The organism is Streptomyces sp. NPDC050806 (assembly GCF_055586425.1).
Map to the genome: position 1 here is coordinate 155,698 of NZ_JBVJIF010000012.1, position 23,088 is coordinate 178,785.

Sequence of the window (23,088 nt, forward strand, 5' to 3'; positions counted from 1 at the left end):
CTCGCTTCGTACGCCGCGGGTCAGTTCGGGTTCGTCGGGATGGTGACGACCCGCTGCGCCGGGGTGGTGCCGCGGAGCGCCTGGCCGACCGCGCCCGCGACCTCCTCGACGCTGACCGGCTTCTTGGAGCCGTCGCCCTTGGTGACCATGACGCCCTCGAACGTCTCGCCGTACAGGGCCTTCAGCGCCGGCCGGTCGTAGTACTCGACCAGCTTGCCGTCGACGGGCCGCATCGAGACGAACTTCGGGATGGACTTCTCGGGGCTGAAGGACACCGTGTGCTGCGCGTCCGTCCGCACCGTGATCAGCCCGGACATCGCCGGCCTGGCGAACGACTTCAGCGCCCGGTTCACCTCGGAGTCCGGGACCGTCGGCTGCTGCATGCTGGTCTTGAGCGCCACCGGCTGCCCGGCGCCGCCGGCGAGCCGGTCCTTGTACGCCTGCGTGACCTTCTGCTTGGCGGCGTCGACGTCGATCGACTTGTACGGCTTGCCGTAGTGCGGGACGGCCTTGCCGGCGACGAAGTTTATGCCGCCGTCCTTGGCCGCGCCCTGCTCGCCGGCCACCGACTTCAGCGCGATGTCCAGCTTCTCGTCGTCGACGATCATCGAGGGCTCGGCCGTACGGGCGCCGCCGAACAGCGAGCCGATCACGGAGACCGGGTTGTAGTCGCGGCCCGCCGCGCCCCGGACGGTGGCCTGGGTGTCGATGTCCAGGCCCGCCTTGCCGGGGAGCAGGGTCTGCGGCTGCCCGTCGACGGTCAGCTTCAGCGGCGCGGTCCTGGTGTCCTTCAGCGCCGCGTCGAGCTTCTCGGTGGCCTGTTCCTTGGTCGTACCGCCGATGTCCACGCCGAGCGCCGTGGTGCCGCCCGGTACGTCGGAGTGGTCCAGCAGCAGGCCCGCGCCGTAGGCCACGCCCGCGAGCACGACGATGCCGCCGAGCACGAGGACGAGCTTGTTCCGGCCCTTCTTGGGCGGGTTGATCGGCTCGGGGATCTTCGCGCGCGGCTTGGGCTTCGGCGCCGCGGGCGCGTCCGGCGCGTCGGGCTCCGCCGGGCCGGCCGCGTTCTGCGGGGCGGCCTGCCACGGCGCCGGGCCGTCGGCGGAGACAGTGGGGATGCCGCTGACGAGGGTGTCGCTGGAGGTGCGGCCGTCCGTACCGGCGACCGGGCCCACCGCGCCGGCCGGCGGCTGCGGGGTCAGCTCGGCGGTGTCGTCGCTCCTCGGCGGCGGGGTGGCACCACCGGTCAGCGCACCACCGGCGAACGGGCCGCCGTGGAACGGGTCGCCGGGCTGCTCGCCGCCCGGCCGCTCGCCGGTGAGGCTGGCCGGCGGCAGCGTCTCGCCCGCCGCGAGCGCCTCCAGGCCGGAGCGCTGCCGGTCTGCGCCGGGTCCGGCCGGCGGGAAGGACAGGTCACCGGTGGCCGGGCCGGTCGTCGGGCCCGACGGTCCGGGCGCGCCGGGGGTGATGCCGCCGGAGCCCGCCGGACCGCCGCCACCGGGCGCCGCGGGGCCGTCGGAGAAGTACGGCAGGACGGAGTCCTGGCCCGGACCCTGCTGTGCAGGCCGGCCGCCGGGAACCGGACGCTGCCCGGCACCGGGGCCCTGGCCGACGCCGGGGCCCTGGCCCTGGCCGCCACCGGCCGGAACGCCGCCGGCCGGGGTGCCGCCCTGCGGCGCGGCCTGGCCGCCCGCGGAACGCTTGGGCCTGCGCGGCGCGAACCAGTCGCTCGTGGCGGACGAGCCCGCGGACTCCTTCTTCTCCTCGGGCGCGCTCTCGGCGGGCGCGGCGGGCGCCGCCTGCGGCCGGGGCCGCGGCGTGCCGCCGGTGCGCTCGGCACCGGCACGGCCGCCCTGCGCCCCGTCGGCGCCGTTCGCGGCGGTGTCCTCGCCGACCGGCTTGCGCACCACGACCGGCGGGATCGGCCGCGATCCCGGAATGTTGATCTTGATGCGCGTGGTCAGCGTGGTCTCGGTCTTGGGCTCCTCCGACCGCGCTGCTACCGCCTCGTCGGCGTCGCCCTGGCGGGGCCCGTACGGCGGGGTACCCGAGGGGTAGGCGGCAGCGCCGCGCCCCTGGGGCCCGGAGGACGAACTCTCAGATTCACGACTCAAAGCAGGATCTCCCGGTTGGCTCCGCCGCTCGTCATCGACGTGCTTGGGCGGCTCGGCGGCGCGCACCACCATACTGTCCGGCGCGTGCGGGGTATCGGGGTGTGTGAGAACGCTCCCCGTACGGACGTCCGCACGCACCGCGGAACAACGGCCTCGGACGGCCCGTCACATGCCACGACGGACCGCACCCAGGTTCGCGGAGCGGCCCATCGACGCCGTGGTGCAGATCACAGCGACGGCGATGCCGCCCAGCAGGAAGGCGTACGCGCCGAGGCCGGCGCCGAAGACGAAGTCGCCTTCCGCGCGCGTCGTACTGAGGCCGATCACCGTGATCAGCCAGCCGGCGGCCGGGACCAGCGCCCCGACGACCGAGACGGCCGCCCGCGCGCCGCCGGTGAACAGCGCGGCGGCGCCCGCCAGCGCGAGCAGCAGCCCGCCGGGGAACCACGCCCCCTGCACCAGCGCGCCGGCCACCGCGGTCAGCGCGCCCAGGACGAACAGCAGGACGTACAGCCCGGCCTTCAGCACGCCGGCGGGTGCGGTCTCCGGCCGCGGCGCCGCGGCAGCGGCCTTTCCGGCGCCTCCGCCGCCCGCCCGGCTGCGCTTGTTCGCGTCGTCGTTGCCGCTCATCGTCGTGCCTCCGACCGCTCCGCCGCCGTCTCCGGCCCGTCCTGCGTCCGTACGCCGGCGAACAGGTCGTCCTCCCGCTCGCCGTCCTTCGCGCCGGGCGTGCCGCGCACGAGACGGTAGTGCTCACCGCTGATCAGCGGCTGCCCGAGGTCGTTGGAGAGCGCGAAGAACGGACCGTCGACCGAGATCTGGGTGACGTGCGCGCGCATCGCGGCGGCCTTGGCCGCGCTGTACTCCGGCGTGGCCGGGATCGAGGCCGTGACCTCCGCGTCCGCCACCACGCCCGGCACGTCGTCCACGTCGGCCACGCCGGGGAAGGACAGTCCGGCGGCGCGCAGCCGCTCGAAGCCCTCCTCGACCACGGAGCGCGGGTTGCAGTTCCAGTAGATCTTCTCGATCGCGTGGGGCGCGCCGAGCTCCGGCCGGAAGGCGGGGTCCGCCGACAGGTCGGCCGCGCGCATCGCGACCCGGTGGGCCTGGATGTGGTCGGGGTGGCCGTACCCGCCGTCGGGGTCATAGGTGACCAGGACCTGCGGGCGGACCTCGCGGACGACCTCGACCAGGTCACCGGCGGCCGTGTCCAGGTCGGCCTGCCAGAAGGCGTCCGGGCGGTCGTTCTGCGGCGCGCCCATCATCCCGGAGTCGCGGTAGCGGCCCGGGGCGCCGAGCCGGCGGTGGTCGGTGACACCCAGCTCCGCCATGGCCGCGGCCAGTTCGCCGCTGCGGTACGGGCCGAGCACGTCGTCCTTGTCGGCGGCCAGGTGGGCGAGGTCGGCGGGGATCACCTCGCCCTCCTCACCCAGAGTGCAGGTCACCAGGGTGACGAGGGCGCCCTCGGCCGCGTATCTGGCCATGGTGGCGCCGTTGTTGATCGACTCGTCGTCGGGGTGCGCGTGCACCAGGAGCAGACGGCGGGCGGGAAGCTCGGACATGAGGACAGCGTACGAGTCCTGCGCAGGGCACGGAGAACCCGACCGGGTGATCCACCCGGTCGGGCGCCTCGTCCGCCGGTCACGGCCGGGCGGGTGGTGGAGCCACGGGCGCGGGCGGCCGTACCGCGCGGGCCCGTGGAGTCGAGGTCAGAACTTGATGCCGCCGATCATCCCCGCGACGTTGGTGGTGAACTCTCTGATGGTCGGCGCGATCGACGAGCTGGCGATGTAGAACCCCAGCAGTATGCAGACGACTGCATGGCCCGCCTTCAAGCCTGACTTCTTCACCAGCAGGAAGACGATGATCGCCAGCAGCACCACCGCCGAAATCGAGAGTGCCACGGCGGTCACCTCCAAGTACGCACGGACGGAACGGGATTGGGCGGGCAGGGCCCGGGCCGCTTTGGCCAATGGCTCCATACCCACACGCCTCAGCGATCATAACTATCGATCCGCGCGCATATGCCGGTGCACGGGTGCAGAGTGGGGGCGCACACGATCTTGACGAGTGCGGCAGCCATGAGCCCGGCGGCCCTTACGCTCGACCGCATGACCGGACAGCTCTCATTTCCCCGGCAGCACGCGCGCACCCAGCGCTTCGGCCTGGGCGTACCGCGCGGCTTCAGCGTCTCGCCGGATGGTACGCGCGTCGCCTTCCTCCGCTCCCGATCAGGCACCGATCGGGCGAATCTCTTGTGGGTCCTTGACCTTGACGCCGGGCGCGAGTACGCCGCCGCAGACCCGGCGGAACTGCTGGGCGGCGCCGACGAGGAACTGTCCCCGGAGGAGAGGGCGCGCCGCGAGCGGACCCGGGAGGGCTCGGGCGGCGTGGTCGGGTACGCCACCGACGCGGCCGTGGAGCTGGCCGCCTTCCCGCTCTCCGGCCGGCTGTTCGTCTCCGAGCTGCGGGCCGGCACCTGCCGCGAACTGCCCGTGCCGGGGCCGGTGGTGGACCCCCGCCCGTCCCCGGACGGCCGGTACGTGGCGTACGTCGCGGAGGGCGCGCTGCGGGTCGTGCCCGTGACGGGTGACGGCACGGCGGACGGCGACGGCGCGGCGCACGGCGACCGCGCGCTGGCGGCACCGGACGGGCCGAACGTCACCTGGGGCCTCGCGGAGTTCATCGCGGCCGAGGAGATGCGCCGGTACCGCGGCTTCTGGTGGTCGCCCGACAGCGAGCGGCTGCTGGCCGCGCGGGTCGACGACTCCCCCGTACGCCGCTGGTGGATCGCCGATCCGGCGCACCCGGACAAGGCGCCCGCCGAGGTGGCCTACCCGGCCGCCGGCACCCCCAACGCCGAGGTCGGCCTCGCCCTGCTGGACCTGACCGGGGAGCGCACGGACGTCGTCTGGGACCGCGAGCGCTACCCCTATCTGGCCCGGGTGCACTGGTCCCCGGCCGGCCCGCCGCTGCTCCTGGTCCAGTCCCGTGACCAGCGGTCGCAGCGCTATCTGGCCGTCGACACGGAGACCGGCGCCACCCGGCTGGTGCACGCCGACGAGGACCCGGTGTGGGTCGAGCCGTACCCGGGCGTGCCGGCCTGGACGCCGGACCGGCGGCTGGTGCGGATCGCCGACGAGGGCGGCGCGCGCAAGCTCTTCGTCGGGGACCGGCCGCTGACGTCCGCGCCGCTGCACGTGCGCGCGGTGTTCGATATCGGCCAGGAAGATGTCCTGTTCTCGGCGAGCGCCGGGGATCTGCACGATGTCGGGATCTACCGGGCCTGGTACCGGGGCAGCGGCGACCAGGGCGGCTGGGAGCGGGTGACGGAACGTCCGTACGCCTCGTACTCCTCCGCGGTGCGGGTGGGCGAGACCGCGGTCGTGTCGCACATGAGCGCGGAGCGGCCCGGGGCGCGGGTGGAGGTGCTGCGGCTGGCCGCCGACGGCAAGGAGACCCGGCTCGCCGAGATCCCCTCGTACGCCGAGACGCCGGTGCTCACCGCCCGGCCGCGGTTCGTGACGGCGGGCGAGCGGGACATCCCGTGTGCCGTGCTGCTGCCGACCGGTTACCAGGACGGGGACGGGCCGCTGCCGGTCCTGATGGACCCGTACGGCGGGCCGCACGCCCAGCGGGTGCTCGCCGCCCACAACGCCTTCCTCACCTCGCAGTGGTTCGCCGACCAGGGCTTCGCCGTGGTGGTGGCGGACGGCCGGGGCACCCCGGGCCGCTCCCCCGCCTGGGAGAAGGCCATTTATGGGCAGCTCGCCGACGTGGTGCTGGAGGACCAGGTCGACGCGCTGCACGCACTGGCGGAACGGTTCCCGCTGGACCTGGACCGGGTGGCCATCAGGGGCTGGTCGTTCGGCGGCTACCTCGCCGGGCTGGCCGCGCTGCGCCGCCCGGACGTCTTCCACGCGGCGGTGGTGGGCGCGCCCGTCACCGACCAGCGGCTGTACGACACGCACTACACGGAGCGGTACCTGGGGCACCCGGCCGAGGACCCCGCGTCCTACGTGCGGAATTCCCTGGTCACCGACGCGGGCCTGTCGGGCGCCGCCGAGCAGCACCGGCCGATGATGATCGTGCACGGGCTGGCGGACGACAACGTGGTGGTGGCGCATTCTCTGCGGTTCTCCTCCGCGCTGCTGGCCGCAGGCCGCCCGCATGAAGTACTGCCACTGTCCGGCGTGACCCATATGACTCCGCAGGAACAGGTGGCCGAAAACCTGCTTCTTCTGCAAGTCGCATTCCTCAAGCGGAGCCTGGGTCTCTCCTAGTACCAGGAATCCCCGGCCGTCCCGCGTGGATATGTGCACGCGGACGTGCGGCGAGACCGGACGAAATACGACCGGCCGGGGAGACGTTCGGTCTCCCCGGCCGGTCCACGGCACCCGCACGGCCGTACGCTGTCCAGGATGGCGCGTTCGTATATCGGTGCTGCGACGGCCAAGTGTCCTTCATGTTAAGGATGTTGGGGACGATATGTCGCCCATGCCGTACACCTTCCACACCTGTCAAGCACGCCCTGGCGTCAATCTGCGCAATCTTCGCTCAAGAAGCGAACAAGCTGGCTACGGTCGGTCCGCAGACTCTTGACTCCGCCGTAAATCACTTGCGAAAGTCCGCTCAACCAGCGGTGCGACTCTGTGCCGCTTCATGTTCCAAGAGAACTCGGCGCGGGGGCACTTCGCGATGACTAGTCCATCCCAGACCGCGGTTTCCAAGACCGACACCCCAGGACTTGGACCCGACGGGCTGAGCAAGGGAAAGGACCGCAAGGGCGGCGAATTGGTCGGCCGTTCGCCGGGCCAATTGATGTGGGCCAGGTTCAAGCGGGACCGCACCGGAGTGATCAGCGCCTATGTCGTGATCTTCTTCTTCGCCGTCGGTCTGCTGGCCCCGGTCATCTCCGCGCTGTACGGCAAGGACCCCTACACGCGGTACGGCATGCTCACGCCGGGCCTGCTGACCAACGGTTACCCGACCCAGCCCAACGGCGGCATCTCGGGCGACTTCTGGTTCGGCATCGAACCGACCCTGGGCCGCGACGTGTTCATGCAGCTCGTCTACGGCATCCGCACCACGCTCTACACCGCGGTCGCGATCACCATCGCCTCGGTGCTCACCGCCATCGTGCTGGGTGTGGCGGCCGGCTACTTCGGCGGCAAGATCGACTACTTCATCGGCCGGGCCATCGACCTGCTGATGGCCTTCCCGAACCAGCTGTTCTTCGTCGCCTTCGTCCCCGTCGTGGGCGCCATCTTCGTGGCCCCCGAGGACGCCATGCCGACCTGGCTGCGCGCGACCATCCTGATCCTGGTGATGTGGTTCCTGGGCTGGATGAGCCTGGCCCGCCTGCTCCGCGGGCAAGTGCTCTCGCTACGGGAAAGAGAGTTCATCGAGGCCGCGAAGGTCTCCGGCGCCTCACCGGCCCGCATCATCCGCCGCGAGCTGCTGCCGAACGTCGTGACGCCGATCCTGGTCCAGTCGACGTACATGCTCCCGAACTTCGTGACCGCCATCGCGGGCCTGTCCTTCCTGGGTGTCGGCTACGTCGAGCCCACCCCGGACTGGGGCCGGATGTTCGCGAACGCCGCCGACTACTACCGCAACGACATCACGTACTTGTTCTTCCCGGGTCTGGCGATGGTGATCTTCATCGTCGCCTTCAACCTGCTCGGGGATTCGGTCCGGGACGCTTTCGACCCGAAGCGGGCTCGATGAGATCCGTTCCATGGGGGGTGCTGCCACCCCGGCATCGCATGAGTCAGGCAGCAGCATCGGATCAACGACAGGCAGGTGCATTTACCGTCATGAGCAGCAACCGTACGCGCAGAACTCACGCCACCCTGGTCGCGCTGGCAGCCGGCGCCCTGGTCCTCACCGCGTGCAGCAGCGGCGCGGGCGCCGGCGGCGGGGACAACGCCAACGACCGCACCGGCGCCGAGGCGCAGCGCTCCCAGATCGCGTTCGGCGACGCCGCGGCGTCCAAGGGCAAGGCCGAGGAGGTGCCGGGCGCGCAGAAGGGCGGCACCCTCAAGGTCTACCAGCGCGACACCTTCTCGCACCTGGACCCGGCGCAGATCTACGTCAGCGACGAGGGCGCGCTCGCCACGCTGCTCTTCCGCAAGCTGACGACGTACCACATGGACAACAAGGGCAAGTACACCGTCGTCGGTGACCTCGCCACGGACAGCGGCCAGTCCTCCGACGGCGGCAAGACCTGGAAGTACACGCTCAAGGACAACGTGAAGTGGGAGGACGGCTCCCCGATCACGGCCAAGGACATCCGGCACACCTTCGAGCGGCAGTTCGCACCGTTCATCACGGACGGCCCGTACTTCGTCCAGCAGTGGCTGGCGGACTCCACCGACTACCGCAAGCTCCTCAAGGACGGTCCGTACAAGGGGAAGCACCTCCCGGACAGCGTCCTGGAGACGCCGGACGACAACACCATCGTCTTCCACTTCAAGACGCCGCACCCCGACCTGCCGTACGCGCTGGCCATGGCCGGCTACGCCGCGGTGCAGGAGAAGAAGGACACCAAGGAGAAGTACGACAAGGCCCCGCAGTCCTCGGGCCCGTACAAGATCAAGCCGGGGTCCTTCAAGTCCGGCAAGGGCATGACGCTGGTCCGTAACCCCGAGTGGGACGCGAACACCGACAACTCGCGCCACCAGTACGTCGACAAGTTCGACATCCAGTTCGGTGTGTCCTTCCCGGACTCGACCCAGCGTCTGATCGCGGACAACGCCGACAACCAGAACGCGGTCAGCTTCAGCAACCAGGTCGACGCGGCCAGCATGCAGACCGTGACCAACGACCCGAAGGTGAAGAAGCGTTCGACCTCGGGTTACCAGCCCTACGTCGGCGTCATCAACTTCAACATGAAGCGGATCAAGGACAAGAAGGTCCGCGAGGCCCTCGCCTACGCGATGCCGACGCAGGCCGTCCTGGACGCGTACGGCACGCCCGGCGGCGGCGAGCTGGCGGGCAGCTACGTCAGCCCGACGGTCACCGGCTACAAGGACATCGACCCCTACGGCAAACTGAAGAAGCCGCTGGGCGACATCGAGAAGGCGAAGAAGCTCCTGAAGGAAGCCGGCAAGACCGGCATGAAGATCACCTTCGCCTACATGAACGCGCCGGAGCCGCAGAAGTACTCGGTCTCCATCGTCGACAACCTCAAGAAGGCCGGCTTCGACGTCCAGCCGAAGGACCTGCCCTCCGACACGTACTACGACGTGATCGGCAAGGTCGACAACAAGTTCGACATCTACGCCTCCGCGTGGGGCGCCGACTGGCCGAGCGCCTCGACCGTGCTGCCGCCCACCATGGACGGCCGGCAGATCCAGGACGGCTCGCCGAACTACTCGCACTACAACAACCCGGCCGTCAGCAAGGAGATGGACCGCATCTCCAAGATGTCGGACCAGGAGAAGGCGTCCGAGGAGTGGTTCAAGCTCAACGAGAAGATCCTCAAGGAGGACCTGCCGGCGATCCCGACCTTCTACTACAAGCAGATCCAGCTGCACGGTTCCAAGGTCGGCGGCGTGGTGAACAACGACATCATCAGCGGTGTCGACCCGACGAAGCTGTTCCTCAAGAAGTAGCCGTGCCCTCGCGCCGGTAACCCTGGCGCCCGGTGTGCCCGTCCGGACCGGACGGGCACACCGCGCGGTCCCCACCCACCTCCTTCCGCTGCCCCACGAGAGCTGCGATCTGCCATGCTTCGTTTCCTCTTCCGCCGGTCTCTCGGCGCGATCGTGATCCTGCTGCTGATCAGCGCGTTCACCTTCTTCCTGTTCTTCGCGGCGCCCCGGGATCCCGCGCTACTGGCCTGCGGAAAGAACTGCACCCCGGACGCCGTCGCGCTGATTCACAAGAACCTCGGCCTCGACAAGCCGATCCCGGTTCAGTACTGGGACTTCATGTCCGGCATCGTGACCGGGCGCGACTTCGCCCAGGGGCCCTGCCCGGCCCCTTGCTTCGGCTACTCGTTCGCCAACGGCGACCCCGTCTGGAACACCATCGTCGACCGCTTCCCGACCACGATCTCGCTGACCATCGGCGCCGCCGCGGTCTTCCTGACGGTCGGCCTGGGCACCGGCATGCTCGCCGCCTGGAAGCAGGGCAAGCTGATCGACAAGTTCTTCAGCTCCGCCTCGCTGGTGCTGAGCTCGATGCAGATCTACTTCATCGGCCCGATCGTGCTGGCTCTGCTGGTGTACAACCTGGAGATCCTGGGGCAGCCCAAGTACGTCAACTTCACCGACAATCCAGGGGCCTGGTTCATGGGCCTGCTGATCCCCTGGTGCGTGCTGTCGATCATCTTCACCGCGCAGTACACCCGTATGGCGCGCTCCTCCATGATCGAGCAGCTGGCCGAGGAACACGTCCGCACCGCACGCGCCAAGGGCATGACGCGCGGCACGGTCTTCTTCCGGTACGCCTGGCGCGGCTCGCTCATCCCCATCGTCACCATCTTCGGCATCGACCTCGGGTCGCTCTTCGGCGGCGCGATGATCACGGAACAGACCTTCGCCCTGCCGGGCCTCGGCACACTCGCGGTGAAGTCCGTACAGGACACCGACCTGCCCATGGTCATGGGCGTGATGCTGTTCGCGGCGACGTTCATCGTCCTCTTCAACATCATCGTCGACGCGGCCTACGCGTTCATCGACCCGCGCGTGCGCCTGTCCTAGGAGAGCCACCAGTGACCACACTCACCAAGACCGAGGGCGCACCGGTCCCGACCGGGTCGGACCCCTTCCTGTCCGTGCGCGACCTGTACGTGCGGTTCTCCACCGAGGACGGCATCGTCAAGGCCGTCGACGGGCTCTCCTTCGACCTGGAGAAGGGCAGCACGCTCGGCATCGTCGGCGAGTCCGGCTCCGGCAAGTCCGTGACCAACCTCGCCGTGCTGGGCCTGCACAACCCCGCCTCCACCGAGATCGCCGGCGAGATCACGCTGGACGGCCAGGAGCTGACCGGCGCCGGCGAGCGCACGCTGCAGAAGCTCCGCGGCAACAAGATGGCGATGATCTTCCAGGACCCGCTGACGGCGCTGTCGCCGTACTACTCGGTGGGCCGGCAGATCGCCGAGCCGTTCATCAAGCACACCGGCGCGAGCAAGCGCGAGGGCCGGCAGCGCGCCATCGAGATGCTGACCAAGGTCGGCATCCCGCAGCCGAACCTGCGGGTGGACGACTATCCGCACCAGTTCTCCGGCGGCATGCGCCAGCGCGCCATGATCGCCATGTCCCTGGTCTGCAACCCCGCGCTGCTCATCGCCGACGAGCCGACCACCGCGCTGGACGTGACCGTCCAGGCGCAGATCCTGGACCTCCTCAAGGACCTCCAGCAGGAGTTCGGGTCGGCGATCATCCTGATCACCCACGACCTCGGCGTCGTCGCCGACATGGCCGACGAGCTGCTGGTGATGTACGCGGGCCGGGCCGTCGAGCGCGGCACGGTACGGGACATCCTCACCGAGCCGCAGCACCCGTACGCCTGGGGCCTGCTCGGCTCGATGCCGCGCCTGTCGGCCAGCGTCGACGAGCCGCTGCACCCGATCCCCGGCGCCCCGCCGAGCCTGCTCACCCCGCCGACCGGCTGCCCCTTCCACCCGCGCTGCGCGTTCACCTCCGAGGTGGGCGGCACCCGCTGCGCGGACGAGCGGCCGCCGCTGGCACCGGGGCGCGCCTCGGCCTGCCACCTCACGGCCGAGCAGAAACACACCTTCTTCACCGAGCAGATCAAGCCCCGGCTGGGCTAGGGAGCGACGACCATCATGAGTGAAACGAAAGACGTCACCCTCCCCGCTCCCCGCGACGCCGCCCCCGCGGGCGAACCGCTGCTGGTCGCCGAGGGCCTCACCAAACACTTCCCGATCAAGGGCGGCTTCCCGATCCGGCGGAAGATCGGCGCGGTGCAGGCGGTCGACGGGGTCGACCTGACCGTGCACGCCGGCGAGAGCTTCGGCCTGGTCGGCGAGTCGGGCTGCGGCAAGTCCACCACGGGCCGGCTGCTGACCCGCCTGCTGGAGCCCACCAGCGGCAAGATCTCCTACCGCGGCCGCGACATCAGCCACGCGAACCGCAAGCAGCTCGCGCCGGTCCGGTCCGAGATCCAGATGATCTTCCAGGACCCGTATTCCTCGCTGAACCCGCGGCAGACCGTCGGCACCATCATCGGCGGCCCGATGGAGATCAACGGGATCAACCCGACGGGCGGCCGCGAGAAGCGGGTGCGCGAACTGCTGGAGACGGTCGGCCTCAACCCGGAGCACTACAACCGCTTCCCGCACGAGTTCTCCGGCGGCCAGCGGCAGCGCATCGGCGTGGCCCGCGCCCTCGCGCTGGAACCGAAGCTGATCATCGCCGACGAGCCGGTCTCCGCGCTGGACGTCTCCATCCAGGCCCAGGTCGTCAACCTCCTCCAGGAACTCCAGCGGGAGCTGGGCATCGCGTTCCTCTTCATCGCCCACGACCTGGCGATCGTCCGGCACTTCAGCCAGCGGGTGGCGGTCATGTACCTGGGCAAGATCGTCGAGGTCGGCGACCGCGAATCCATCTACACCCGCCCGCGCCACCCGTACACGCACGCGCTGCTCTCCGCCGTACCGGAGGCGAAGTTCACCGAGGACGACGAGGAGCAGCGCGAGCGCATCCGGCTCGCGGGCGACGTGCCCTCGCCGGTCAACCCGCCCTCCGGCTGCCGGTTCCGCACCCGGTGCTGGAAGGCACAGGAGAAGTGCGCGACGGAGGAGCCGCCGCTGCTCCAGATCGCCGGCAACGCCGCGGGCCACCTGACGGCCTGCCACTTCCCCGAGGAACCGACGCTCGCCGCGCGCGGCGAGGACATCGTCCTCGACCCGGCGCTGGCCGCGATCGAGGACGCGGCGGATTCGGACTGACGGTCCCGCCACGGCAGGCCAGGACCGTTGCCGGCTGCCGCGCCGTCGTGGCCGGTCGCGCAGTTCCCCGCGCCCCTGACGGGCGCCCCGTAGGGGCGCGGGGAACTGCGCGAGCAACCGGCACGGCGCGCCAGCCGGCCACCGGCCCCAAGGGGCACCCCCGGTCGCCGCCCGCCCCTACTCGCTCGGCACGACGTTCCGCTCCTCCGCGAAGTGGCACGCGGAGGGATGGTGCGCAGCACCGGCCACCCCCTCGAACCCCGCCGGAACGGCAAGCGGCGGAACGACCTCCGCACACACCGACCGCGCCTTCCAGCACCGCGTGCGGAACCGGCACCCCGACGGCGGATCGGCCGGCGACGGCACGTCCCCGGCGAGCAGAATGCGCTCCCTGTGCTCCCGGGCCTCCGGATCCGGTACGGGCACGGCGGACAGCAGCGCCTGGGTGTACGGGTGGGTGGGGTGCCCGTAGATCTCGTCCTCGGTGCCGGTCTCCACGATCCGGCCCAGGTACATCACCGCCACCCGGTCCGAGATGTGCCGCACCACCGACAGGTCGTGCGCGATGAAGACGTAGCTCAGGTCGAACTCGTCCTGGAGACGCTCCAGCAGGTTCACCACCTGCGCCTGGACCGAGACGTCCAGCGCGGAGACCGGTTCGTCGGCGACGATGATCTCGGGCCGCAGGGCCAGCCCCCGCGCGATGCCGATGCGCTGCCGCTGGCCGCCGGAGAACTGGTGCGGGTACCGGTTGACGTACTCCGGGTTCAGCCCGACCACGTCCAGCAGCTCCTGGACCCGGCGCCGCCGGTCGCCCTTCGGCGCCACCTCCGGGTGGATGTCGTACGGCTCCCCGATGATGTCGCCGACCGTCATCCGCGGGTTCAGCGAGGTGTACGGGTCCTGGAACACCATCTGGATGTTGCGGCGGACCGCCTTCAACGCACGCCCGGACAGGGCGGTGATGTCCTCGCCGTGGTAGCGGATCGCGCCGGCGGTCGGCCGCTCCAGGCCGACCAGCGTCTTGGCGACGGTGGACTTCCCGCAGCCCGACTCCCCCACGATGCCCAGCGTCTCGCCCTTGCGCAGGTCGAAGGAGACCCCGTCGACCGCCTTGACCGCGCCGACCTGCCGCTTCAGGACGATGCCCTGGGTCAGCGGGTAGTGCTTGACCAGGTCACGCACTTCGAGAATGGCCTCAGCCGGCATGCGGGGGCTCCTCGTCTCGCAGGGTCTCCTCCCAGAAGTGGCAGGCGCTGGTCCGGCCCGCCGCCACGTCGTACTGCGGCGGCCGGTCCGTGGCGCACCTGTCGCGGGCCCGCGGGCAGCGCGGGTGGAAGGGGCAGCCGGGCGGGATCGCGGTCAGGCTCGGCGGCAGGCCCTTGATCGCGTACAGCTCCTGGCCCTTCTGGTCCAGGCGCGGGATGGAGTCCAGCAGGCCACGCGTGTACGGGTGGGCCGGGGCGCGGTAGAGGTCGTGCACGGGCGCGTGCTCCACGATCCGCCCGGCGTACATCACCGCGATCCGGTCGGCGACGTCCGCGACCACCCCCAGGTCATGGGTGATCAGGATCAGCCCCATGTCGTACTCCCGCTGGAGGTCGGCCAGCAGGTCCATGACCTGCGCCTGGACCGTGACGTCCAGCGCGGTCGTCGGCTCGTCCGCGATGATCAGGTCCGGCTCCAGGGCCAGCGCCATCGCGATCATGATGCGCTGGCGCATGCCGCCGGAGAACTGGTGCGGGTAGTCCCCGACGCGGCTGCGGGCCGCCGGGATCTTCACCCGGTCCATCAGCTCCACCGCCTTGGCGCGCGCGTCCTTCCGCTTCATGCCCTGGTGGACCTCGTACATCTCGCCGAGCTGGGCGCCGACGGAGAGCACCGGGTTCAGCGAGGACAGCGCGTCCTGGAAGATCATCGCCATCCGGGCACCGCGCACCTTGCGCCGCTCCTCGGGCGCGGCCTTCAGCAGGTCCTGTCCCCGGAAGAGGATCTCGCCGCCGGTGACGAAGCCGGGCGGCGAGTCGAGGATGCCCATGACGGCCTGCGCGGTGACGGACTTGCCGGAGCCCGACTCGCCCAGCACGGCCAGCGTCTCGCCCGCGTCGACGCGGTAACTGACGCCGTTGACGGCCCTGGCGACGCCGTCCCGGGTACGGAACTCCACGTACAGGTCGCGCACGTCGAGCAGCGCGGGCGACGCCGCGCCGGGATCGGGCGCGGCGTCGGGGTTCGTCGCGGTGGCCATCGGCTCTCTCCGTCTCCTCAGCGCAGCTTGGGGTCGAGGGCGTCGCGCACCGCGTCGCCGAGCATGATGAACGCCAGCACCGTGATCGACAGCGCGCCCGCCGGATACAGCAGCATGTGCGGCGCGTTGCGGATGTAGGTGGAGGCGGTGGAGATGTCGATGCCCCAGGAGACGTTGGGCGGCTTCAGGCCCGCGCCGAGGTAGGACAGCGTGGCCTCCAGGGAGATGTAGGTGCCCAGCGCGATGGTGGCGACGACGATTACGGGGGCCACCGCGTTCGGCGCGATGTGCCGCAGCAGCATCCGGCCGTTGGAGGCGCCGAGCGCCCGCGCGGCCTGGACGTAGTCGTTCTGCTTGGCGGTGACGACGGAGCCGCGGGCGATCCGGGCGATCTGCGGCCAGCCGAGCAGCACGATGAAGCCGACCACCGGCCAGACCGTCTTGCTGGTGACCACCGAGAGGAAGACCAGGCCGCCCAGCAGTACGGGGATGCCGAAGAAGATGTCGGCGAGCCGGGAGAGCAGCGCGTCCCACCAGCCGCCGAAGAAGCCCGCGAGGCCGCCGAGGAGGCTGCCGAGGAGCGCGGCGCCGGCGGTGGCGCAGACGCCGACGGTGATGGAGGCGCGCGCCCCGTAGACGGTACGGGTGTAGACGTCCCGGCCCTGGGTGTCGAAGCCGAAGGGGTGGCCGGGGGCCGAGCCCTCCTGGGCCTTGGCGAGGTCCGCGCGGTACGGGTTCCCGTCGGTGATCAGCTGCGGCCAGATCGCGATCACGACGAGGAAGAGGATGATCAGCGCGGAGATGAGGAAGACGGGATTGCGCCGCAGGTCGCGCCAGGCGTCGCCCCACAGGCTGCGGGGCCTGCCGTCGGGGCGCCCGCCGCCCCGCCCGTTCCGGCCGCCCTCCAGGGTCTCGGCCTCGGCCATCGCCAGGGCGGTGGTGGCGCCGTCCCCGTGCGTGACCGCCTCTTTGGGCACGTAAGCGTCAGGCATAGCGGATCCTCGGGTCGAGTACGGCGTACAGCAGGTCGACGACGAGGTTGGCGAAGAGGAAGACCAGTACGAGGACGGTGACGAAGCCGACGACGGTGGGCGAGTTCTGCCGCAGGATGCCCTGGTAGAGCTGGAAGCCGACGCCGTGGATGTTGAAGATCCGCTCGGTGACGATGGCGCCGCCCATCAGCTGGCCGATGTCGGTGCCGATGAAGGTGATCACCGGGATCAGGGAGTTGCGCAGCAGATGGCGGGTGACGACCCGGCGGCGCGGCAGGCCCTTGGCGACGGCCGTCCGTACGTAGTCGGCGCGGGCGTTCTCGGCCAGCGAGGTGCGGGTCAGCCGGGTGACGTACGCGAGCGAGACCAGCGCGAGCACCACACCGGGCAGCAGCAGCTCGGTCAGGTACGCGTCGGTGGAGACGGTCGGCGTCACCCACCCCCACTTCACGCCGAGCAGGAACTGCAGCACATAACCGCTGACGAAGGTCGGAATGGACACCACGACGAGCGTGAAGACGAGCACCGAGGTGTCCAGCGCGCGCCCGCGGCGCAGCCCGCTCAGCACCCCCAGCGTGATGCCGACGACGATCTCGATGACGATGGCGACCAGGGTCAGCCGCAGGGTGACGGGGAAGGCGGTGCCCATCAGCTCGGTGACCGGCTGCCCGTTGAAGGCGGTGCCGAAGTCCCCGCGGAAGATCTGGCCCATGTAGTGCAGGTACTGCTTCCACAGCGGCTGGTCGAGGAGGAGTTCCTCGCGGATCCGCGCCGCGGTGGCGGGGTCGGGGGCGCGGTCGCCGAACATCGCGGCGACCGGGTCCCCGAGCGCGTACACCATGAAGAAGATCAGGAACGTGCTGCCGATGAACACCGGGATCATCTGGAGCAGCCGCCGGATGACATAGCGTCCCATGGGGTCAGCTGCCGACCTTGATCTGCTCGTAGACGGGCACGCTGAACTGATTCAGCCGGACGTTGCTCAGCCGGTCCGTATATCCCCCGCTGCCGTTCTGGTACCAGAGCGGGATCACCGGCATGTCCTTGACCAGGACCCGCTGCGCGTCCTGGAACTTCTTCACCGCCGCCTGCTGGTCGGGCTCGGCATTCGCCTCGTCGACCAGCTTGTCGAACGTCTTGTTGCTGTACTTGCCGTCATTGGAGGAGGCATCGGTGTAGTACATCGGCTGGAGGAAGTTCTGGATGAGCGGATAGTCCATCTGCCACCCGGCCCGGAACGGCCCCTTCATCTTCTTAGCCGTGATCTGATTCCGGTAGTCGGCAAAGGTCCCCACCGGATTGCCCACACACGCCTTGTCGTCCTTCAGCACCTTGTTGACGCTGTTGCAGAGCGCGTCGACCCAGTCCTTGTGCGAGCCGGTGTCGGCGTTGTACGTGACGGTGACCTTGCCACCGGGCAGCCCGCCGCCCTCCTTGATGAGCTTGCGCGCCTCGGCCGGCTTGTACTGGCACGCCTCCCCGCACAGGCCCGCCTTGTAGCCGCCGTCCGCCTTGAGCACCGGGGAGGTCCAGTCGGTGGCCGGGGTGCGGGTGTTCTGGAAGATCTGTTTGGTGATCGTCTTGCGGTCGATCGCCATGGACAGCCCCTGCCGCACCTTGGCCATCTTCCGCGTCCCCCACTTCGGGTCGTACATGGGGAAGGTCAGGGTCTGAATGATTCCCGCGGGCTGATTGATGTACCGATCGCCGAGGTCCGCCTCGGCGTTCTTCAACTGCGCGGCCGGAATGTCGTCGGTGAGATCCAGATTCCCGGCCTGCAGATCGGTGTAAGCGGTGTTGTTGTCGGTGTAGACCCGCAGATCCACGCCACCGTTCTCGGCCTTGTCGGGCCCCTTGTACTTGCTCCACTTCCGGAGCTTCATGGCCGAGCCCTTGTCGTACGACTCGATCTTGTACGGCCCGTTCCCGACCGGCTTCTTCAACCACCCGTCATGATCCTTGAAAAACGCCCGCGGCAGCGGAGCGAACGCCGGGTACCCCAGCGTCTGCGGCCATGTGGAGAACTTCTGATTGAGCGCCACGGTGAAGGTGGTGTCGTTCTTGACCTTCAACCCGGAGAGAGTCTTCGCACTCGGCTTCCCGCTCTCGGGATGGACCTTCTCATACCCGTCGATATACCCGAAGAAATAGGCGTTCTTCTGATTGTTCTCCAGATTGGCCCCGTAATTCCACGCATCCACGAACGACTGCGCCGTGACCGGCTCCCCGTTGCTGAACTTCCACCCCTTCTTGATCGTGACCGTGTAGTTCTGCTGGTCATCGGTCTCGATCTGCTGGGCGAGCATGTCCTTGGCCTCGCCGGTCTTCGGGTCGTACCGCTTCAGCCCCCGGAAAACCATGTCCAGGACCTTGCCGCCCTGCACCTCATTGGTATTGGCCGGCTCCAGCGGATTCTGCGGATCCCCCCACGACGAGCTGAGCACCCCCTTCCCGTCACCACCACCGCCGCCACCCCCGCCACCACACGCCGTCGCCACGAGAGCGACCGCCACCGTTCCCACCGCCCACTTCGCACGGGTGGCTCCACGCATCCGGTGCCTCCTCCGACCAATAGGTACGTAGGCCATATAAGAACGCACAAGGGATGACACCGCACTTCTGTCACGGCCGTACGAGCCGCACGCTTCCGGGAAACCGCCCGAATGCGGGAGCACGGCCACGCGCATGGCGGGCGGAGGCACGAACGGCGAAGGCGCCCGGGGCACGGATGCTTCGGGCGCCTTCGACGGGCGGGTAGGGGGTCAGGCCGCCCCGACCACGTCCTTTTCTTCCGCGAAGTGGCAGGCCGACTCGTGGGCGGCCGGGGAGCCGGTGGCCTTGAAGACCTCGGGGACGGCGAGGAGGGGGGTTTCCTCGGCGCACTTGTCCTGGGCTTTCCAGCAGCGGGTGCGGAAGCGGCAGCCGGAGGGCGGGTTGGCCGGGGAGGGGACGTCGCCGCTGAGGATGATGCGCTCGCGGGCGCCGCTGACCTCCGGGTCGGGGACCGGGACGGCCGAGAGGAGCGCCTGGGTGTAGGGGTGCGTCGGGTGCTCGTAGATCTCCTCGTCGGTGCCGATCTCGGCCATCCGGCCCAGGTACATCACGCCGACGCGGTCGGAGATGTGCCGGACGATGGAGAGGTCGTGGGCGATGAAGAGGTAGGAGAGTTCGTACTCGTCCTGGAGCTTCTCCATCAGGTTGATGACCTGGGCCTGGACCGAGACGTCCAGCGCGGAGACCGGCTCGTCGCAGATGATGATCTCCGGGTTGAGCGCGAGGCCGCGGGCGATGCCGATGCGCTGGCGCTGGCCGCCGGAGAACTGGTGCGGGTAGCGGTTGACGTACTCGGGGTTGAGGCCGACCACGTCCAGCAGCTCCTGGACCTTGCGCCGCCGGTCGCCCTTGGGCGCCACCTCGGGGTGGATGTCGAAGGGCTCGCCGATGATGTCGCCGACCGTCATGCGCGGGTTCAGCGAGGTGTAGGGGTCCTGGAAGACCATCTGGATGTTGCGGCGGACGGCCTTCAGGGCACGCCCGGACAGCTTGGTGATGTCCTCGCCCTTGTAGAAGACCTCGCCCGCGGTGGCCCGCTCCAGGTTCATCAGCAGCTTGGCGACGGTGGACTTGCCGCAGCCGGACTCGCCGACGATGCCCAGCGTCTCGCCCCGGTACAGGTCGAAGGAGATCCCGTCGACCGCCTTGACCGCGCCGACCTGCTTCTTGAACAGCACGCCCTGCGTGAGGGGGAAGTGCTTGACCAGGTTGCGGACCTGGAGGATGGGCTCGCGGCCGCCCGCGGCCTGCTCGGCGGACTGCTCAGCCATGGAGCGTCTCCTTCCAGAAGTGGCACGCGCTGCCGCGGTCGTCGGCGACCGTGACCAGGGCCGGGATCTCCGTACGGCAGACGTCCTGGGCCTTGGGGCAGCGCGGGTGGAAGGCGCAGCCGCCGGGGATGTTCAGCAGGTTGGGCGGCAGCCCCTTGATCGCGTACAGCTCCTGGCCCTTCTGGTCCAGGCGCGGGATGGAGTCCAGCAGACCGCGGGTGTACGGGTGCGCGGGGTTCTTGTACAGCTCGCGCACGGGAGCGTTCTCGACGATCCGGCCGGCGTACATCACCGCGATCTTGTCGGCGACGTCGGCGACCACGCCGAGGTCGTGGGTGATCAGGATCAGGCCCATGTTGTACTCGCGCTGGAGCTCCGCGAGCAGGTCCATGACCTGGGCCTGGACCGTCACGTCGAGGGCCGTGGTGGGCTCGTCGGCGATGATCAGGTCCGGCTCCAGGGCCAGCGCCATGGCGATCATGATGCGCTGGCGCATACCGCCGGAGAACTGGTGCGGGTAGTCCCCCACCCGGTTCCTCGCCGCCGGGATCTTGACCTTGTCCATCAGCTCGATGGCCTTGGCCTTGGCGTCCTTCTTGGACAGGCCCTGGTGGACACGGAACATCTCGCCGAGCTGGTAGCCGACGGAGAGCACCGGGTTCAGCGAGGACAGCGCGTCCTGGAAGATCATGGCGATCTTCGCGCCGCGGATCTTGCGGCGCTGCTCGCCGGACATGGTCAGCATGTCCTGGCCGCGGAAGAGGATCTCGCCCCGCGGGATCTTCGCCGGCGGCATGTCGAGGATGCCCATGATCGCCTGCGCTGTCACGGACTTGCCGGAGCCGGACTCGCCCAGCACGGCGAGCGTCTCGCCGGCGCTGACGCTGTAGTTGACGCCGTTGACGGCCTTCACGACGCCGTCCCGGGTGTGGAACTCCACGTGCAGGTCACGGACCTGGAGCAGCGGCGTTCCGGCCGCTTCCGGCGTCCGCGGCTCGGGAACGGCCGCGGTCTTCTCGGTGGTGGTCACGTACGCCTCCCTCAGCGCAGCTTGGGGTCGAGGGCGTCGCGCACCGCGTCGCCGAGCATGATGAACGCCAGCACCGTAAGCGACAGCGCACCTGCCGGGTACAGCAGGGTGTGCGGGGCGTTGCGGATCTGGGTGGCGGCCTGGGAGATGTCGATGCCCCAGGAGACCGTCGGCGGCTTCAGGCCGACGCCGAGGAACGACAGGGTGGCCTCCAGCGAGATGTACGTACCGAGCGCGATGGTCGCCACGACGATGACCGGCGCGAGGGCGTTCGGGGCGATGTGCCGGAGCAGCATGCGCGGGGTCGAAGCGCCCAGCGCACGGGCCGCCTGCACGTAGTCCTGCTGCTTGGCGGTGATCACCGCGCCGCGCGCGATACGGGCGATCTGCGGCCAGCCGAGCACGGCCATCAGCAGCACGACGGTGAAGATCGAGCCGCCCTTGACGACGGACAGGAAGACGATGCCGCCGAGCAGGATCGGGATGCCGAAGAAGATGTCGCCGATCCGGGACAGCAGCGCGTCCCACCAGCCGCCGAAGAAGCCGGCGAGGCCGCCCATGACGCAGCCGATGACGGCGGCGAGCAGGGTGGTGCAGATGCCGACGGTGACGGAGGCGCGGGCGCCGTGGACCGTACGCGCGTAGACGTCGCAGCCCTGCTTGTCGAAGCCGAAGGGGTGGCCGGGGGCCGCGCCCTGCGCCGACTTGGACACGTCGCAGGCGTACGGGCTGGTGCTCGTCATGATGCTCGGCCAGATCGAGACGACGACCAGGAAGAGGATCAGTACGGCGGAGATGTAGAAGATCGGGTTGCGCCGCAGATCCCGCCAGGCGTCGCCCCAGAGGGAGCGGGCCTTGTCGGCCTGTGCCGGCGCGGGCTCGGCCGCCGGTCCGGCGAGCGCCTCCGCGGGGGTCTTGGTCATCTCAGGCATACCGGATCCTCGGGTCCAGGACCGCGTAGAGCAGGTCGACGAGCAGGTTGGCGGCGAGGAAGACGACCACGAGCACGGTCACGAAGCCGACCACGGTCGGCGCGTTCTGCCGCAGGATGCCCTGGTAGAGCTGGTAGCCGACGCCCTGGAGGTTGAAGATCCGCTCGGTGACGATGGCGCCGGCCATCAGGCCGCCGATGTCGGTGCCGAGGAAGGTGACGACCGGGATCAGGGAGTTGCGCAGCAGGTGCACGCTGATCACGCGGCGGCGCGGCAGGCCCTTGGCGGTGGCGGTGCGGATGTAGTCGGAGCGGATGTTCTCCGCGATGGACGTACGGGTCAGCCGGGCCACGTACGCCAGCGAGACGCCCGCGAGGACGATGCCGGGCAGGATCAGTTCGTCGAACCGCACGTCGGCGGAGACCGACGGGGAGGCGAGGCCCCACTTCACGCCGACGAAGTACTGCAGCAGGTAGCCGGTGACGAAGGTCGGGATGGAGATCACGATCAGCGTGAGCACCAGCACGCCGGTGTCGATCAGGCGGCCGCGGCGCATGCCGGCGATGACGCCGAGCGTGACGCCCACCACCAGTTCGATGGCGAAGGCGACCAGGGTGAGCTGGATGGTGTTGGGGAAGGCGTCCCCCATCAGCTCGATGACGGGACGGCCGTTGAAGGCGGTGCCGAAGTCACCCTGGAAGATGCCCGCCATGTACTGCAGGTACTGGCTCCACAGCGGGTCGTTCAGGTGCAGGGACTCCCGGATCTGGGCGGCGGTGGCCGGGTCGGGGGTCCGGTCTCCGAACATGGCCGCGACGGGGTCGCCGAGCGCGTAGACCATGACGAAGATCAGGAAAGTGGTGCCGATGAAGACGGGCACCATCTGGAGCAGTCGTCGCACGACGTAGCGCCCCATGTGGTCCTCCAGATATGCGCCGACGCGGGCACGGCCGGGCCCGCGGCCTCCTGAGAGAGGCCGCGGGTGGCCGGCTGTCCCCTGCCGCCGTGAGCGGTCGGAATGACT

At 69.8% G+C, this 23,088-nt stretch carries 19 protein-coding genes; 6 read left to right on the plus strand and 13 right to left on the minus strand.

The genetic code is table 11. The features are described from left to right. Window positions 1-20: 20 nt before the first annotated feature. The 4 genes from ACZ6WH_RS34275 to ACZ6WH_RS34290 form a co-directional block, all read right to left on the minus strand. Window positions 21-2,114, minus strand: a complete 2,094-nt coding sequence (locus tag ACZ6WH_RS34275; protein WP_469733409.1) for a hypothetical protein — start codon at window positions 2,112-2,114, stop codon at window positions 21-23. Between the two features lie 165 nt (window positions 2,115-2,279). After that, the gene (locus tag ACZ6WH_RS34280) at window positions 2,280-2,744 is read right to left on the minus strand and encodes a DUF6113 family protein (RefSeq protein ID WP_469733411.1); all 465 of its coding nucleotides are present in this window, start codon (window positions 2,742-2,744) and stop codon (window positions 2,280-2,282) included. Continuing rightward, complete coding sequence (gene mshB / locus ACZ6WH_RS34285; protein WP_469733413.1) at window positions 2,741-3,676, minus strand: N-acetyl-1-D-myo-inositol-2-amino-2-deoxy-alpha-D-glucopyranoside deacetylase; 936 nt, start codon at window positions 3,674-3,676, stop codon at window positions 2,741-2,743. The genes ACZ6WH_RS34280 and mshB overlap by 4 nt, the downstream gene beginning before the upstream one ends. Before the next feature lie 147 nt (window positions 3,677-3,823). Continuing rightward, window positions 3,824-4,018 carry a hypothetical protein gene (locus ACZ6WH_RS34290; protein ID WP_052867828.1) on the minus strand — a complete coding sequence of 65 codons (195 nt, stop codon included), beginning with the start codon at window positions 4,016-4,018 and terminating at the stop codon, window positions 3,824-3,826. A 207-nt stretch (window positions 4,019-4,225) separates the two neighbouring features. Here ACZ6WH_RS34290 and ACZ6WH_RS34295 point away from each other — a divergent pair, with 207 nt between their 5' ends. The 6 genes from ACZ6WH_RS34295 (at window position 4,226) to ACZ6WH_RS34320 (ending at window position 13,038) form a co-directional block, all read left to right on the plus strand. Further along, the gene (locus tag ACZ6WH_RS34295) at window positions 4,226-6,397 is read left to right on the plus strand and encodes a S9 family peptidase (protein WP_469733415.1); all 2,172 of its coding nucleotides are present in this window, start codon (window positions 4,226-4,228) and stop codon (window positions 6,395-6,397) included. 415 nt (window positions 6,398-6,812) lie between these two features. Further along, window positions 6,813-7,844: an ABC transporter permease gene (locus ACZ6WH_RS34300; RefSeq protein WP_432858487.1), complete on the plus strand. Its 1,032-nt coding sequence runs from the start codon at window positions 6,813-6,815 to the stop codon at window positions 7,842-7,844. 89 nt (window positions 7,845-7,933) lie between these two features. Beyond that, window positions 7,934-9,733, plus strand: a complete 1,800-nt coding sequence (locus ACZ6WH_RS34305; protein WP_469733417.1) for an ABC transporter substrate-binding protein — start codon at window positions 7,934-7,936, stop codon at window positions 9,731-9,733. A 114-nt stretch (window positions 9,734-9,847) separates the two neighbouring features. Further along, on the plus strand, window positions 9,848-10,825 hold the full coding sequence (locus ACZ6WH_RS34310; RefSeq protein WP_432858483.1) for an ABC transporter permease: 978 nt from the start codon (window positions 9,848-9,850) through the stop codon (window positions 10,823-10,825). Between the two features lie 11 nt (window positions 10,826-10,836). After that, window positions 10,837-11,898 (plus strand): ABC transporter ATP-binding protein, encoded by a 1,062-nt coding sequence (locus tag ACZ6WH_RS34315; protein ID WP_469733419.1) that lies wholly within the window; start codon window positions 10,837-10,839, stop codon window positions 11,896-11,898. A gap of 15 nt (window positions 11,899-11,913) precedes the next feature. Further along, on the plus strand, window positions 11,914-13,038 hold the full coding sequence (locus tag ACZ6WH_RS34320; protein ID WP_469733421.1) for an ABC transporter ATP-binding protein: 1,125 nt from the start codon (window positions 11,914-11,916) through the stop codon (window positions 13,036-13,038). 177 nt (window positions 13,039-13,215) lie between these two features. Here the strand turns inward: ACZ6WH_RS34320 and ACZ6WH_RS34325 are convergent, their stop codons facing one another. The 9 genes from ACZ6WH_RS34325 to ACZ6WH_RS34365 form a co-directional block, all read right to left on the minus strand. After that, a complete protein-coding gene (locus ACZ6WH_RS34325; RefSeq protein ID WP_469733423.1) occupies window positions 13,216-14,247 on the minus strand; it encodes an ABC transporter ATP-binding protein in 1,032 nt (343 codons plus the stop codon). Beyond that, a complete protein-coding gene (locus tag ACZ6WH_RS34330) occupies window positions 14,237-15,286 on the minus strand; it encodes an ABC transporter ATP-binding protein (protein WP_469733425.1) in 1,050 nt (349 codons plus the stop codon). Before ACZ6WH_RS34330 ends, ACZ6WH_RS34325 begins: the two co-directional genes overlap by 11 nt. 17 nt (window positions 15,287-15,303) lie before the next feature. Beyond that, the gene (locus tag ACZ6WH_RS34335; protein ID WP_432858475.1) at window positions 15,304-16,278 is read right to left on the minus strand and encodes an ABC transporter permease; all 975 of its coding nucleotides are present in this window, start codon (window positions 16,276-16,278) and stop codon (window positions 15,304-15,306) included. Beyond that, window positions 16,271-17,194, minus strand: coding sequence for an ABC transporter permease (locus ACZ6WH_RS34340; RefSeq protein ID WP_399717954.1), 924 nt, complete (start codon window positions 17,192-17,194; stop codon window positions 16,271-16,273). Before ACZ6WH_RS34340 ends, ACZ6WH_RS34335 begins: the two co-directional genes overlap by 8 nt. Before the next feature lie 4 nt (window positions 17,195-17,198). Then, window positions 17,199-18,830, minus strand: a complete 1,632-nt coding sequence (locus tag ACZ6WH_RS34345; RefSeq protein ID WP_469733428.1) for a peptide ABC transporter substrate-binding protein — start codon at window positions 18,828-18,830, stop codon at window positions 17,199-17,201. Window positions 18,831-19,040: 210 nt separating this feature from the next. Beyond that, window positions 19,041-20,102: an ABC transporter ATP-binding protein gene (locus ACZ6WH_RS34350; protein WP_432858470.1), complete on the minus strand. Its 1,062-nt coding sequence runs from the start codon at window positions 20,100-20,102 to the stop codon at window positions 19,041-19,043. Further along, the gene (locus ACZ6WH_RS34355; RefSeq protein WP_469733430.1) at window positions 20,095-21,132 is read right to left on the minus strand and encodes an ABC transporter ATP-binding protein; all 1,038 of its coding nucleotides are present in this window, start codon (window positions 21,130-21,132) and stop codon (window positions 20,095-20,097) included. Before ACZ6WH_RS34355 ends, ACZ6WH_RS34350 begins: the two co-directional genes overlap by 8 nt. An 11-nt stretch (window positions 21,133-21,143) precedes the next feature. Further along, entirely contained in the window at window positions 21,144-22,055 is a 912-nt protein-coding gene (locus tag ACZ6WH_RS34360) for an ABC transporter permease (RefSeq protein ID WP_469733481.1), read from the minus strand. 1 nt (window position 22,056) lies between these two features. Continuing rightward, complete coding sequence (locus ACZ6WH_RS34365) at window positions 22,057-22,980, minus strand: ABC transporter permease (RefSeq protein WP_399717973.1); 924 nt, start codon at window positions 22,978-22,980, stop codon at window positions 22,057-22,059. Window positions 22,981-23,088: the final 108 nt, after the last annotated feature.